At 62.9% G+C, this 16,663-nt stretch carries 3 protein-coding genes; 1 reads left to right on the plus strand and 2 read right to left on the minus strand.

The genetic code is table 11. From position 1 onward, the window contains the following. The first annotated feature begins 35 nt into the window (after positions 1-35). On the plus strand, positions 36-2,519 hold the full coding sequence (locus CXF97_RS19790) for a TonB-dependent receptor (protein ID WP_178081217.1): 2,484 nt from the start codon (positions 36-38) through the stop codon (positions 2,517-2,519). A gap of 785 nt (positions 2,520-3,304) precedes the next feature. Here CXF97_RS19790 and CXF97_RS19795 read toward each other — a convergent pair. Together CXF97_RS19795 and CXF97_RS19800 are read right to left on the minus strand one after the other, a co-directional pair. Further along, entirely contained in the window at positions 3,305-4,267 is a 963-nt protein-coding gene (locus CXF97_RS19795) for an alpha/beta hydrolase (RefSeq protein WP_101160107.1), read from the minus strand. A gap of 69 nt (positions 4,268-4,336) precedes the next feature. Next, positions 4,337-16,651 carry a non-ribosomal peptide synthetase gene (locus CXF97_RS19800; RefSeq protein ID WP_101160109.1) on the minus strand — a complete coding sequence of 4,105 codons (12,315 nt, stop codon included), beginning with the start codon at positions 16,649-16,651 and terminating at the stop codon, positions 4,337-4,339. Positions 16,652-16,663 lie beyond the last annotated feature (12 nt).

Consider the following 16,663-nt stretch of genomic DNA (forward strand, 5'->3'; position numbering starts at 1 on the left):
CCATTAACAACTATACCTGCCAAGGTCTTAACCTCATGTCCGCATCCCGTTTCATGCTTCGCCCTCTGACTCGAGCCCTGCTGATGCACGGCGCGACCCGCACACGCCTGGCCGGTAGCGGCCTGGGTCTGGCACTGACCCTCGCGGCAGCGCCGTATGTCCAGGCCCAGGAATGGACGTTGAACATACCGGCCCAACCGCTGGCCCAGGCCCTGCAGACCCTTGGTCAGCAGACCAGCCTGCAAATCGTCTACAGCCCGGAGAGCCTGCAAGGCCTGCGCTCCAGCGCCCTCAACGGCCGCTATCAGGATGACGAGTCGCTCAAGGCCATGCTCAGCGGCACCGGCATCCGCTATCAGCGTGACGGCAACACCGTCACCGTGCTCGGCCCGGCCACCAGCGGCAGTGCGATGGAGCTGGCGCCGACCAACGTCAACGCCAACCGCCTCGGCGCCACCACCGAAGGCAGCAACTCCTACACCACCGGCGGCGTGACCATCGGCAAGGGCGTGCACTCGCTCAAAGACACACCGCAGTCGGTCACGGTGATGACCCGCAAGATGCTCGATGACCAGAACCTCAACACCATCGAACAGGTAATGGAGAAGACCCCGGGCATCACCGTCTACGACTCGCCCATGGGCGGCAAGTATTTTTACTCGCGCGGTTTCCGCATGACCGGCCAGTACCAGTACGACGGCGTGCCGCTGGATATCGGCAGCAGCTACGTGCAGGCGGACAGCTTCAACAGCGACATGGCCATCTACGACCGCGTGGAAATCCTTCGCGGCGCGGCGGGCATGATGAAGGGCGCGGGCGGCACCGCCGGCGGCGTCAACTTCGTGCGCAAGCGCGGCCAGGACACCCCGCACACGCAGCTGTCGCTGTCGGCCGGGACCTGGGACAACTACCGCGGCCAGGTCGACACCGGCGGCCCGCTGAACGACGCCGGCACTGTCCGTGGCCGCGCCGTGGTGACCCAGCAGACCCGTCAGTATTTCTACGACGTGGCTGAACGCCGCGACCAGATCTACTACGGCGCCCTGGACTTCGACCTCAGCCCCGACACCACCCTAGGTCTGGGCATGGCCTATGAAGACGTCGACGCCACCCCGTGCTGGGGCGGCCTGCCGCGCTACGCCGACGGCTCCGACCTGCACCTGAAACGCTCCACCTGCCTGAACACCTCGTGGAACAACCAGCGCAGCAAACGCGCCACCTACTTCGCCGACGTCAAACACCAGTTCAACGATGACTGGTCGCTGAAAGTTGCCGGTGTCTACTCGCGCAACACTCAGGACATGGAATATTCCTTCCCGAGCGGCACAGTGCCGTTGGGCGCGACCGCCACCAACACGCTGATGCTTGGCAGTACCTATGACTACGACCAGCGCGACTACGGTTTCGATGCTTACGTCGACGGCAAATTCGACGCCTTCGGCCAGCAGCACGAACTGATCGTCGGCGCCAACGCCAGCCGTTCGCACAAGGACGACTTCTATGCGGTGGCGGCATTGCCACAGCGCCAGAACGTGTTCAACCCGAACCACAACATCCCGCAGCCGGATGAAAGCTACTACCTGGCCAACGCCTCCCGTGGCGGCCCGGTGGACATGCACATCAAGCAATACGGCGCTTACTCGATCGCCCGCCTGAAACTCGCCGACCCGATGACCCTGGTACTCGGCAGCCGGGTCAGCTGGTACAAATCCGACACCGACTCGGTGCAGTACTTCCGTGGCGAAGGCACCGAGGTCAACACCCAGTCCACCGAAACCGGCCAGGTCACGCCGTTCGCCGGCCTGCTCTACGACCTCAACGACAACCTGACCGCCTATGCCAGCTACACCGACATCTTCACCCCGCAAGGCTCGTACAAAACCATCGACGGCAGCACGCTCAAGCCGCTGATTGGCCAGAGCTACGAATTGGGGATCAAGGGTGAATGGTACGACGGTCGCTTGAACACCACGTTCAACCTGTTCCGCACCATCCAGAAAGACGCGGCCCAGGATGACCTGCGGTGCGCAGACAGTTCCTGCCAGATCAACTCGGGCAAGGTCCGCGCCCAGGGCTTTGAAGCTGAAGTCAGCGGTGAAGTGATCGACCGCCTGCAATTGCTGGCCGGTTATACCTACACCCAGACCAAAGTGCTGGAAGACGCCGATGCTACTCAGGATGGCGCGGTCTACAACTCTTACGTGCCGCGTCACCTGTTGCGCGTCTGGGGTGATTACGCCCTGAGCGGGCCGCTGGACCGTGTGACCATTGGTGCGGGTGTCAATGCGCAGACAGGCACCTACCGGGTTTCGCCTTTTGGCGGAGACAATGTCGACGGCGCGGGTTATGCGGTGTGGAACGGTCGCATTGGTTATCGGATTGACGACACCTGGTCGGTGGCGTTGAACGGCAATAACCTGTTCGACAAGCGTTATTACGCGACCATTGGTACCGAGGGGTTCGGTAACTTCTACGGGGATCCGCGCAATTTTGTGATGTCGGTGAAGGCTGATTTCTGATTTTTTGATTTGAGCTGTGAGAGAGCCCCGCATTGTGAAATGCGGGGCTTTTTGGTTTTGTTTTTTGGAATTGGGGGCAGATCCGTTGTTGCGGGTGCCGCCGCTGGCGGTTTCGCTCTTACAGCGAGTCACCTTTTTCAAACGCCGGAGTGCCGGCCCAGCAAAAAGGTAACCCAAAAGGCTTTGCCCCGGCGTACGGCCCGCTCGCTAAAGCTCGGGGTACCTTCGTTACGGGACCGATCCTGTAACGAAGCCTGCCGAAGGGGAAATAGATCAAGGGCCGGGTCAAAAGCCAAAGCAAAAACAAAAGCAAAAGCCAGATCAAAAGATCGCAGCCTTCGGCAGCTCCTACAGTTGGATCGCGTGAATTCGATAGGAATTGGTTGCCTCGCAGATCGCCTTCGCGAGCAGGCTCGCTCCCACAAAAGCAAAAGCAAAAGCAAGGCAGCGCAGCTGCCCGCGGCGAAGCCGCACCACTCAACAATGAGCGCAAGCTCGAGTGCTCTTGATCTTGATCCACCGGCGACGTCGGAAGGCTGAGTGGAGGGATTGATCCGGGCGTGGGAGCGCAGCGACCGTCTGGCGCAGCCAGACACAGCGGAAGGAGGTGCAGCGAAGCAAACCGGAGCCGCTGCGCCAGGATCAGTCCCGGAGCGAAGGAACCCCGAGCCTGCGAGGGCCGAACGCAGGAGCTAGCGTTTTTTGCTTACTTTTTTTGGCGCTTGTAAAAAAGTAAGTCGCCGTCAGGCGAAACCGCCAGCAGCCGCTACCAAAGCAACGGATATTCACCCAACCTCAAAAGCCCGCGCAAGCGCCCCACCAACCCGCAAATAAACCTCCAGAACCCCAGGCACCACCGCCCCCAACCGCAACAAATCATGAGTCAACCCGGCACAAACCTCGACCTCGACCGCCACCCCCTGCCCGCGCAGCCTGTCAACATAAGCCTGCCCCTCATCCAGCAACGGATCAAACCCGGCCAATACCACAATAGCCGGCGCCACCCCACGCAAATCCTCCGCCAGCAACGGCGAAAAACGCCAATCCAGATAATCCTCCGGCCCTCGCGCATAGTGCTGATAAAACCACTCCAGCGTGTCGTTCTCGAGCAAATAACCCTCGCCAAACAACAGCCGCGAATCATGCACCCGCGAAGCATCCGTCACTGGATAACACAACAACTGCGCCTTCGGCGCGATAGCCACCGTGTGCGGCTGCCGCACAGCCTGAATCGCCAGCACCGTCGCCAACGTGGCACCCGCGCTGTCACCACCAAACGCAACGCGCGAACCATCCAGGCCGAGGCTCGCAGCCTGTTCGGCCAGCCACGACAAAGCGTCTTCGCCATCCTCCAGCGCCGTCGGGAAGCGATGTTCCGGCGCCAGCCGATAACCGACCGAGAGCACCGCACACGGCGTGCGCTGGCAAAACTCGCGGCAGACGTCGTCGTGGGAATCCAGACTGCCAACCACAAACCCGCCACCGTGGAAATACACCAGCACCGGCAGCGGCGACTCAATACCGTTGGGCCGATACAAACGTAACGCCAGCGCCGCACCGTCACGGGCCTGTGTTTCGATCTTGGTGACTTCAAGATCCTGCGGCGCCGGCCAGCGCAGTTGCGCGGTGGTCTGTTCGAAGGTGGCGCGGGCCTCGCTCGGGGTCAGTTGGTGCATGGCCGGCAGGCCGGCGTCCTGGCTGTCTTGAGCGAGGTCGAGGAAAGCTTCCAGATCAGGGTGTAACGACATCGATAAAAATCCTTGTATCCGCAATAAGACGGGCGCGCCTGGGCAGCGCCCGCGCAAAAGGCCGGGTGATCAACCCACCCGCGCCATGCAATGTTCGATCAACGCTTCAAGTTCACGCTGGTAATCGCTCATCAGCGCATCCATGGTGCCGGCGCGGTAACGCTGGCTGCTGTAGATGCAGCGCAACGCCAGTTGCCCGTCATAGACTTGGCCGACGATTTCCAGCCAGTTGCCCAGATTCGCCTTGAGGCTGTAGTTGTCGCCGGTCTCTTCCAGTGCCGGCACCAGCAACGCCTGTTCATCGAAGCTCTGGTCGAACTGCCCGAGGTAGTTGAACGTCACCCGTGCCTGCGGCAATGCGGCCAGTTGCGCGGAGATTTCCGGCCCGGCCAGATGACGCAGCACGCCGTAACCGATGCCCTTCTGCGGTACGCCCGCCAGTTGCGCCTGCACATCGATGATCGACTGGCCGATGTCGTCGCCGTCCGGGCGCAAACGCACCGGGAACATGCTGGTGAACCAGCCGAGGCTGCGGCTCAGGTCGATCGATTCGAAGAGGTCTTCGCGCCCGTGCCCTTCAAGCAGGATCAGCGCCGACGGTTGCTGGCTCCAGCGGCACAGGGCGCGGCTGAGCGCCGACAGCAGCAGGTCGTTGATCTGCGTGCCGTACACCGCCGGGGCCTGTTTGAGCAGTTGTTCGGTGTGCTCGCGGGACAGCTTGAGCCGTGCCTGCGCCTGTTGCCGCACAAGGTTCTTGCCGCGCGGGTTGTCGCACGGCAGATCAACGCCGGGCTGATCCAGTTGCTCCAGCCAATAGCTCAATTCCTGCTCGGCAATCACCGGGGCCTGCGCCTGCAATGCCTCGGCAAACGAACGGTAACTGGTGGTGCGAATCGGCAGCTGCGGCGCCAGCCCCTGCACGCACGCCTCATAAGCGACTTTCAGGTCGTCGAGCAGAATCCGCCACGACACGGTGTCGACCACCAGGTGATGAATCACCACCAGCAACCGCGCCTGACCATCCGGCAAGGCCACATGCATGACCCGCCAGACCGGCCCGTCATCGAGCTTGAGGCTGCGCTGCGCGAGGTTGGCCAAGGCTTCGACCTCTTCGCTGCTTTGCGCTTCACGGCGCCACAGCACAGCCTCGTCGGAGGCGCTGGTGCTATAGCGCTGCAACCAGCGCCCGCCGTCGTTGGAAAAACGCAGGCGCAGCGAATCGTGATGTTGTTCGATCAAGCCCAGCGCTTGTTCCAGTGCATCGAGATCCAGCGACTGACGTGCGCTGAGCAGCAACGACTGGTTGTAGTGATGCGCCTCGACCATGCCTTCGGCGAAGAACCATTGCTGAATCGGCAGCAGATTGAACGCGCCCTCTGCGGCAACCTGAGTCAGGTCCGGCAGCGCTTGCCCGGCGCCCTCCTTCGCCACTTGCTGCTCGAGAATGCCGGCGATGGTTTGATAGCGCATCAGATCGCGCAGCTTCAGCTCCATCTGCAGGGTCGGATGGTTTCGCACCCGCGAGATCACTTGCAGGCTGAGGATCGAATCGCCGCCCAGTTCGAAGAAGTTATCGCTGATACCGACCTGCTCGACCTGCAACACCTGCGCCCAGATTTCCGCCAGCAAACTTTCCTGTTCGGTACGCGGGGCAACATATTCGTCGCTTTTGAATTGCGGTTCCGGCAGGGCCTTGCGATCGAGTTTGCCGTTGGGCGTGACCGGGAACGCGCTGAGGCAGACGATCTGCGCCGGCACCATGTATTCAGGGAGCGAAGCGCGCAGCCCGGCCTTGAGTTCATCACCAATTTCTTCACCGCTGGCGGTGACCACGTAACCGATCAGTTGCTTGCCCGAAGCGTTGTCGCGGGCAATCACCAGCGCATCGCTGACCGCCGGCAACTGACGCAGGCTGGCCTCGACTTCGCCCAGCTCGATGCGGAAGCCACGCACCTTGACCTGATGGTCGATGCGCCCGACGTAATCCACTACGCCGTCCGCGCGACGACGCACCAGGTCGCCGCTGCGGTACAGGCGCTCGCCAGGGGCAAACGGGTTGGGCACGAAGCGCTCGCCGGTCAGATCGGGGCGCCCGTAGTAACCGCGAGCGACACCGTAACCGCCGATGTACAACTCACCGGCAAAACCCGGCGGCAGCGGATTCAGATCGTCGTCCAGCACGTACAGCGAACGCGCACCGACCGCGCGGCCGATCGGCGCGTACGCCGCTTCGCACTGCTGGCTGACGGCGACTTTCCAGAGCATCGGCGTGACCACGGTTTCGGTCGGACCGTAGCCGTTGGTGAAGCATTGCGGACGCAACGCGGCTTTGACCTGCTCGAAGGTTTGCTCCGGCACCGCATCGCCACCGAAGCAGTAGATGCGCACCGGCGGCGGCGCAATGCCGCTGGCTGCCGCGTACTCGGCCAGTTGCTTGAGATAGGCCGGCGGGAAGCAGGCGATGGTCACACCGTAATCATGCAGGGCCTGATAAGTCTGCTCCGGCGTCCACAGGCATCCGTCGCGAATCACCAGCCGACCGCCGCTGTACAAGGTACTCAGCCAGCGTTCGTGGGCACCATCGAAGGCGAACGACATAAAGTGCAACTCACAACTGCTCGCGTCCATTTCGTACAGCTCGGCGATGGCCTGGCAGTGCATGCTCAGCGGGCCTTGGGTGACGGCCACGCCCTTCGGCCGCCCGGTGGAACCAGAGGTGTAAACCAGATAGGCCAGGCTCTGCTCGTGAACATCGCAGATCGGGGCGGCATCGCTGTAACGGCTGCGATCGAGCTGATCGATTTCCAGGCGCAGCACGCCATGCGGCGCCGGTAACGTCGCGCGCAGGCTGGTTTGCGTCAGCAGCAGGGCCATGCGCGAATCTTCGATCATGTACGCCAAGCGCTCGGGCGGGTAATCGATGTCCAGCGGTACGTACGCCGCACCGCTCTTGAGCACGGCGAGGAAACTCACCAGCATTTCCAGCGAGCGCGGCAACGCCACGCCGATCACTACTTCCGGCCCGGCACCGTGGGCGATCAGGCACTGCGCGAGTCGATTGGCCTGCCGCTCCAGCTCTGCGTAGCTCAGGCTCTCGCCCGCGCATTGCACTGCGATCGCGTCGGGTTGCTGTTGCGCATGACGGCTGATCAGCTGCGGCAACAGCGGCGGCGCGTGGCGGTGCGCCGGCTCGGCGCTCCAGGCCTGCGCCGCGTGCCATTGTTCGGCGGATAGACGCTGCAGATTGCCCAGCCGCTCATACGGCGCGGCCATCATCGCCGCGAGGGTGTTTTCCAGAGTCAGGCGAATGCCTTCTACCGCTTCGGCGCTGAAGTGGCTGCGCAGGTACAGGTACTCGATCGACAACTCATCGCCGAGCATCACCGCAAGGTCCATCGGCACGTTGGTCACGCCGTGGCCGATGGATTTGCCGAAGGTCAGCCCGGTGTCGGTTTCTTCCTGCAGGCGCTCGTCGATCGGGAAGTTTTCGAACACCACGATGCTGTCGAACAGCGCCTGACCACCGAGGTTCGACCAGCGCTGTACATCGGCCAGCGGTGCCTGGGAGTAATCGCGGATGTCGAGGTTGTAGGCCTGCACCTCACCCAGCCAGTCGGCCAGACGCTGATCGGCCTGCGGGGTCTGAATGATCGGCAGGGTGTTGATGAACAGGCCGAGCATGTTGCCGACATTCGGCAGGCTTTCCGGACGCCCCGACACGGTGGCGCCGAAGGTCACCGTCTGCTGGCCGGTGTAGCGCTGCAATAGCAGCAACCATGCGCCCTGGATCAGCGTGTTGGGGGTGATGCGCAAGTCGCGGCAGAACTCCAGCAGGCGCGCGGTTTGCGCCTTGTCCCAGTTCGAATAGAGCGCATCGTGACCCGTAACCTCGGCGCTGTGGCGCGGGTGCATCGCCTGGCTCAGCGCAGTCGGTTCGTTGACCACCGCCAGACGCGCCTTCCAGAACAGCTCTTGCGCATCCTGATCCTGCGCCTGCAACCAGGCGATGAAATCGCGATAGCGGCCGTTTTCGCCAGTCACCTGGCCTGTGGAGTAGTACTGCAAGACCTCGCCGAACAGCCGCGAGCTGCTCCAGCCGTCCATCAGAATGTGATGGCTGGTCCAGATCATCTGGTACTGCTCGTCGCCCAGCTGCAGCAGGGTCACCCGCTGCAATCGCGCTTCGGCCAGGTCGAAGCCCAGCGCGCGGTCGGCGCTGGCGAATTCGGCAATCGCCGCCTCGCTGCAGTCCTGGCCACGCCAATCGAGCACCTGCATCTGCAACGGCGCATGGCGATGCACCACCTGCAGCGGTTTGGCCAGCCCATCCTGCCAATGGAAACTGGTGCGCAGGATCGCCTGACGCACAATGATGAATTCCCAGGCCCGGCGGAAACGCTCAACGTCGAGGCCCTTGATCGGCAGGCTGACCTGTTGCACATAAAGGCTGCTGCCGTTATCCGACAGCGTATGGAAAAGCATGCCTTCCTGCATCGGCGACAGCGGGTAGACGTCTTCAATCAGCTGCGCGGGTACCGGCAAGGCGTCGAGCTGCGCCTGATCCAGCTGCGCCAACGGGTAGTCGGCAGCGCTGGCAGATTGCGCGTCTTCAAGCGAAACCACTGCGGCCAGTTTCTGCACCGTCTGCTGCTGGAACAGGTCTTTGGGCGTGAAGCAAATGCCTTGCTGACGCGCGCGGCTGACCAACTGGATCGAGATGATCGAATCACCGCCAAGGGCGAAGAAATTGTCGGTCACGCCGACCTGCTCGATCTTCAGAATGTCCTGCCAGACCTCGGCCAGCTGCTGCTCCAGCGGCGTCGACGGCGCGACGTAATCGCGTTGTGCCTGGCTGGCATCCGGTGCCGGCAAAGCCTTGCGATCAAGTTTGCCGTTGGGTGTCAGGGGCAATTGTTCGAGGAACAGCCACTGCGCCGGCACCATGTAGTCCGGCAGATGCGCCTTGAGCGCGGCTTGCAACTCAGCACTCAGCACGTCCAGTTGCGCGGGGCTTTGATAGGCCTCGGCCGGTACCACATAAGCCAGCAGTTGCTGGCCGCCAACGCCGTCGACCGCCAACACCACGCCTTCGCGCACGCTGGCCTGGGCCAGCAGACGCGCTTCGATTTCGCCCAGTTCGATACGCAAGCCGCGCACCTTGACCTGATGGTCGATGCGGCCGACGTATTCGATACGGCCGTCATCGGTGAAACGCGTCAGGTCGCCAGTGCGGTACATGCGCTCGCCGTTGCTCGCCAACGGGTTGGGCACGAAACGCTCGGCCGTCAGGCCCGGGCGCAACAGATAGCCACGCGTGATGCCCTCACCGGCCAGATACAGCTCAGCCGCAACGTTAAGCGGCGCAGCCTGCAACTGCTCATCGAGCAGGTACGCGGTGGTGTTGCGCAACGGCCGGCCGATATTGGCCCGGCCACCGAGTTCGCGGCGGGTCCAGGTCGAATACGTGGTGTCTTCGGAGGGCCCGTACAGGTCGTAAACGTGGGCAACCGAAGTCTCTCGGTACAAGGTGTCGACCAGCGCCTGCTTGAGCGGCTCGCCGGCCAGATTGATGATGCGTACGCCCGGCGGGATCTGGCCGATGCGTTGCAACGCAGCAATTGCCGACGGCACGGTGTTGATCAGGCGCACCTGAGCACGCTCGGGCAGGTCCGGCAGCTCAAGGGCATTGCGCGCCATGACGATGGATCCGCCACGCGCCAGGGTGACGAAGATCTCCCACACCGACAGGTCGAAGCACACCGACGTCGAGGCCAGCACGCCTTCTAGATCGTCCTCGCGGTAGACCTCGGCGGACCAGTGAATCAGCGCCTGCACGTTGCGGTGGGCAATGGCCACGCCTTTCGGTTTGCCGGTGGAACCGGAGGTGTAGATCACGTAGGCCAGATTGGCCGAGTCGGCCCGCGCCGGCAGGTTGTCCGGTGCCTGCGCGGCAAACGCCTCGCCACCGGCCTCGACCAGCACCACTTGGGCTTCAGTGGACGGCAGTTGCGCCAGCAACGCTTGCTGGGTCAGCAGGACTTTCGCCTGGCTGTCATCGAGCATGTAGGCCACGCGGTCGGCCGGGTAGTCCGGGTCCAGCGGCACGTAGGTGCCACCGGCCTTGAGCACTGCCATCAGGGCGATCACCAGTTCCGCCGAACGCGGCATCGCGACGCCGACGCGCACTTCGGCGGTGACACCCAGCGTCAACAAATGCCGCGCCAGCTGATTCGCCCGCCGGTTCAGTTCGCCATAACTCATAGCCACGCCGGCATGACTCAGCGCCAGTGCATGCGGATGCGCCGCGACCCGTGCTTCAAAGCTCTGCGAGATCAACCGCTCGGCCGGATAAGCCGCGTGATTGTCGTTCCACTGCGCCAGCGTCTGACGCTCGGCCAGCGGCAGCAGGCCGATCTCGCCGAGGGCCCGCTGCGGCGCCTCGATAAATTGCTCCAGCACTTCGCGCAAATGCGTCGCCAGGCCGAGCACGCTGCGTTCGGCAAAGTGCTCGGTGAGGTAGTTGAAATCGAGCTTGAGCACCTCGCTGGCGCCAGCGATCAGGGTCAGACCGTAGTTGGTCTGCTCGCGATGCTCCAGACCGGAAAAGCGCAGCCCGCCCGGATTGGCCTCCAACGCATCGGACACCGGGTAGTTCTCGAACACCAGCAAGGTGTCGAACAACGCTTCGCCACTCAACGCCGCCAGGCGCTGAATGTCCTGCAACGGCGTCTGTTCGTAGTCGCGCAACAGCAGGTTCTTGTCCTGCACGCTGCGCACCCAATCGCCGACGCTGAGGGTGGCCTGCGGGCTGGCGATCACCGGCAGAGTGTTGATGAACAGCCCTAACTGTTCTTCGATGCCCGGCAAATCCACCGGCCGCCCGGAAACCGTGGCGCCAAACGCAACGGTGGCCTGCCCGGTGTAGCGCTGCAACACCAGCAGCCACGCCGCCTGCACCAGGCTGTTGAGGGTCACCTGTTGCTGACGGGAGAAGCTGTTCAGACGCTGGGTCAATGCTTCGTCGAAATGCAGACGATGCATCTGTTTGCCCGGCCCCGGCACAGTGCGTCCGTGGCAGGCCGAGGCCAGTCGGGTCGGCTCGTCGAGTTCGGCCAGTTGCCCGCGCCAGAAGTCCTGCGCGGCCGCCTTGTCCTGGCCCTGCAGCCAGAGCAGAAAATCCCGATAGCGGCCCTGCGCGCTCGGCACCGGCTGGCCGGCGTAATCCTGCAGCACTTCGCCGAACATCCGCGAGTTGCTCCAGCCATCCATGAGGATGTGGTGGCAGGTGAAAATCAACCGATGGCGGTCGTCGGCAGTGCGCAGCAGGCACAGGCGCAACAGCGGCGGATTGTGCAGATCGAAGCCACGTTCGCGGTCGGCCTGCGCGCGTGCTTCGAGCACTGCCGGCAGATCAGCGACATCGCGCACATCGATTTCCGGCATTTCCAGAGTCAGTTGGCGGTTGATCACTTGCAACGGTGCATCGAGGCCATCACGCCCCCAAATGAAACCGGCGCGCAGCACTTCATGGCGATCGACCACGCGCTGCCAGGCTTGCTGGAACCGCGCAACGTCAAGGCCGTCGATGTCCAGCAGCATCTGATAGACGTAGGCGCTGGCGTCCGCGTCGTACAGGCTGTGGAACAGAATGCCTTGCTGCATCGGCGCCAGCGGATAAATATCCTCGATGCGCTGGGCGGCGATCGGCAGGCTGTCCAGATGCACCTGGGACAAACCGGCCAGCGGCACGTCGGACGGCGTCAAGCCGCCCGCATGGCTGAGGCAGTGGTCGATCAATTCACTCAGTGCCACTTCGTAGGCACGGGCCAGCGCGGCGATGGTCGCCTCGTCGAAGACATCGCTGCTGTAAGTCCAGGTCAGGCTCAACTGGCCCTGATAAACCCGGCCATCGATGGTCAGCCAGTTAGCCATCGGCGCGTTTGCGTCCTGACCGGCGCCCTTGTCCTCGGTGGCCGGCCGCCACAGGGCGTCTTCATCGAAGTTGTTATCGAACTGGCCGAGGTAGTTGAACGTCACTTGCGGTTGCGCCAGTTCACGCAGCGCTGCTTGTGCTTCGGCGGTACCGAGATAACGCAGCAAGCCGAAGCCGATGCCCTTGTTGGGGATCGCGCGCAGTTGCTCCTTGATGCCTTTGATCGAGCTTTCCAGGCTGGCGTTTGGCGTCAGGCGTACCGGGAACATGCTGGTGAACCAGCCCACGGTGCGGCTCAAATCGATGTCATCGAAGAGGTCTTCGCGGCCATGACCTTCCAGTTGCACCAGCGCACTGTCGCTGGCGGTCCACTCACACAACACCCGCGCCAGTGCGGTCAGCAGCAGGTCGTTGACCTGCGTGCGATAGATCGCCGGGGCCTGTTGCAGTAATTGGCGGGTACGCTCGGCATCCAGCCGCGTGTCGACGCTGCGTTCGAAGCGGTTGTTCAACTGGCCTTGCGGATTATCCAGCGGCAAACCTGGCGGCGCGTCGCGCAACTGCTCGCGCCAATAGACCAACTCGCTTTCCAGCGCGGCACTGCGCGCATGTTCTTGCAGGCGCGAGCCCCAGTCCTTGAACGCACTGGTTTTGGCCGGCAGATGCACGCTCTGCCCGCTGCTGATCTGCTGATAGGCGCTTTGCAGATCTTCCAGCAGGATGCGCCACGACACGCCGTCGACCACCAGGTGATGAATCACCAGCAACAGCCGCTGACTGGCGTCCGGCAATTCGACCAGCGCCGCGCGGATCAGCGGGCCGTTTTGCAGGTCGAGGCTGCGTTGCAGGTCCAGGCACAGCGCTGGCAATGCGGCGCTGTCGTCCAGCGTGAAAGTGCGCAATAACGCTGGTGGCTGATCCGCCGCACCGTGGCTTTGCTGCCAGCCCTGCTCGGTTTGTCGATAACGCAGACGCAAGGCGTCATGCTGTTTTTGCACCTGCGCCAGGGCCTGTTGCAGCGCGGCTGCTTGCAGGGTTTTCGCCGGGGTTAGCAGAATCGACTGGTTCCAGTGATGCCGCGCGGGGATGTCGCTGTGGAAAAAATACTGCTGGATCGGCGTCAGCGGCGCGTCGCCAAGCACCTCGCCCTGCTGCGTTTGCACGGCGTCGCTCTGCTGCGCGACAGTGGCCAGACGCTGCACGGTCTGGTGCTGAAAAATGTCCTTGGGCGTAAAGCGAATGCCGGCCTGCCGCGCCCGGCTGACCACTTGAATCGAGATGATCGAGTCGCCGCCCAGCTCGAAAAAGTTGTCGTGCAGGCCGACACGTTCGACCTTGAGCACGTCTTGCCAGATCTCGGCCAGACGCTGTTCCAGTTCACTGCGCGGTGCTGCGTAAGCCTCTTGCACCTGGGCAACATCCGGCGGCGGCAGTTGCTTGCGATCGAGTTTGCCGTTGGCGGTCAGCGGCAGTCGTTCGAGGAACGCCCAACTGACCGGAACCATGTAATCGGGCAGGGTTTCGCGCAGGTGCGCCTTGACCGAATCGCGCAGCGCGCCCTGCTCGTCCGCGTTCAATGTCTCGACCGGCACGACCCAGCTCGCCAGTTGCTGTCCACTGAGGCCGTCCACCGCCAGCACCACCGCTTCGCGCACCTGTGGATGCTTGAGCAGTTGCGCTTCGATTTCACCGAGCTCGATGCGGAAACCACGGATCTTCACTTGGTGGTCGATACGGCCGATGTACTCGATCACCCCGTCGCCGCGCAGCCGTGCGAGGTCGCCGGTACGGTACAGACGCTGGCCGGCCTTGCGGTTGAACGGGTCGGGCACGAAGCGGGTGGCGCTCATGCCGGGCTGATTCAGATAACCACGGGCCAGACCGGCACCGGCGATGTACAACTCACCGATGCAGCCTTGCGGCACCAGATTCAGCGAACTGTCGAGCAAGTACCACGACAGGTCGACAATCGGCGCGCCGATCGGGCTGCTGTGGTGGCTGTGCAGATCGGCCAGCGACAACGGTCGGTAAGTCACGTGCACGGTGGTTTCGGTGATGCCGTACATGTTGATCAGCGTCGGCGCGCGGTCGCCAAACCGCTCAAACCACGGCCGCAGATTCTGTACTTCCAAAGCCTCGCCGCCGAACACCACGTAACGCAGGGCGTTGCTGCGGCTCGATTCGCAGGCGACCTGCATCAGCGGCTTGAATGCCGACGGCGTCTGGTTCAACACCGTGACATTTTCATCACACAGCAGTGTGTAGAAATCCTCCGGCGAACGGCTGACATCGTGTGGCACCACCACCAGTTTGCCGCCATACAACAGCGCGCCGAAAATCTCCCACACCGAAAAGTCGAACGCGTAGGAATGGAACAGCGTCCAGCTGTCCTGCGGGCCGAAATCGAACCAGTGCTCGGTGGCGCTGAACAGGCGCATCACGTTGCCGTGCGCCAGCAACGCGCCCTTGGGTTTGCCGGTAGAGCCGGAGGTGTAGATGACGTAGGCCAGATTGTCCGGTGTGGTCAGGCAAGGCGGGTTGCCGGCGATGCCGTGTTCCGGCGCGTGATCCAGTTCGAGGCACAGCAGCCCCGGCGGCAGCGGCAATTGCCCGAGCAAATGGCCTTGGGTCAGCAGCAACTGGATGCCGCTGTCGTCGATCATGAAGCTCAGGCGGTCATCCGGGTAGCTTGGGTCCAGCGGCACATAGGCACCGCCGGCCTTCAGCACCGCGACAATGGCGACGATCATGTCCAGCGAACGCTCGACCGCAACGCCGACGCGCACGTCCGGGCCGACGCCCTGCTCGATCAGCGTATGTGCCCACTGGTTGGCGCGGTGATTGAGTTCGGCGTAAGTCAGGCATTGCCCGGCAAAGCTCACCGCCACCGTATCGGCATGCCGCTCGGCCTGGGCCTCGATGGCTTGCTGGATACACGGCATCAGCGGTTGTTCGATCAGCGGCGGATTCCATTGCGCCAACAGCTGTTGCTGCTGGCCGGCGTCGAGCATCGGCAACTGGCCGATGCGCTGGCTCGGCTCGGCAACGATCGCTTGCAACAGCGCAATCCAGTGTTGCGCCAGGCGCTCGATGGTCGCTGCGTCGAACAGGTCAGTAGCGTACTTGAGCACGGCTTCGATACCGTGGGCCTGTTCGGTGGTGTTGAGGGTCAGGTCGAACTGCGCGGTCTGGCTCTGCCATTCCAGCGGTTCGATGTTCAGGCCGTTCAGGCGTGTCGCGACGCTCGCGCGGCGCTCGGCCTGGTGGTTGAACATGACCTGGAACAGCGGGCTGTGGCTGAGGCTGCGGCCCGGTTCCAGCGCTTCGACCAGTTGCTCAAACGGCAAGTCCTGATGCGCTTGCGCCTCCTGCGCCGTCTGTTTGACCTGACGCAGCAGCTCGACAAACGGCAGCTCTGCGTCGATGTCCGCCTTGAGCACCTGGGTGTTGACGAAGAAACCGATCAGGCGCTCGATTTCTACCCGGCCACGGTTGGCCACCGGCACGCCGACACGGATATCGCTCTGCCCGCTGTAGCGATGCAGCAAAGCCTGAAACGAGGCCAGCAGCAACACGAACAGGGTGACGTTTTCCTGCCGGGCAAAATCCTTGAGGGCACTGCTCAGCGCCGGGTCGAGAATCAGGTTATGGCTGGCGCCGGCAAAGCTTTGATCGACCGCGCGTGGGCGATCCAGCGGCAGTTCCAGCACCGGTTGTTCGCCGCCGAGTTTTGCCTGCCAGTAGGCCAGTTGCCGCTCCTGCTCACCGGCCTCCATCCAGTGGCGCTGCCACAAGGCGTAATCGGCGTATTGAATCGGCAGCGCCGGCAGACCGGCGTCGTGACCGAGGTTGAAACCGGCATAGAGCTGCACCAGTTCCTCGATCATCACTTGCAGCGACCAGCCATCGGAAACGATGTGGTGCAGGGTCAGCACCAGCACATGCTCAGCGGGGTTGACCTGCAGCAGCGCGGCACGCAGCAACGGGCCGTGCTGCAGATCGAAAGTCTTCTGGCTCTGGATCTGAACAAAAGCCTCGATCGAGTGCTCCGGGTCATTCGCCAGATCAGCGCTCAGGTTGTGAATATCGAGGGTAAAAGGTCCTGCGGGCAGGACCACTTGCAAGGGTTGCGCGCTGTCTTGAGAGAACACCGTGCGCAAGGTTTCGTGGCGCTCGATCAGCGCCGCAATGCTGCGTTCCAGTGCCGGCACATCCAGCGGCCCCTGCAAGCGCAGGGCCGTCGGAATGTTGTAGGCCGCGCTGTGCGGTGCCCACTGCCACAGGAACCACTGGCGCTGCTGAGCGTAGGACAGCAGCAACGGCTCTTCAGCCGTGCGCTTGAAAACCGGGGCAATGTCAAAGAGGTTGACGCCTTTCTGCTTGAGCAGAACCGCCAGAGCCTTTCTTTGCTTAGCCGAAAGTTGTCCTACCGACTCGATTAACTCTTGCACGCGTTTTTCCCT

Origin of the sequence: Pseudomonas sp. Choline-02u-1 (assembly GCF_002836515.1) — a bacterium.
Lineage (GTDB): Bacteria > Pseudomonadota > Gammaproteobacteria > Pseudomonadales > Pseudomonadaceae > Aquipseudomonas.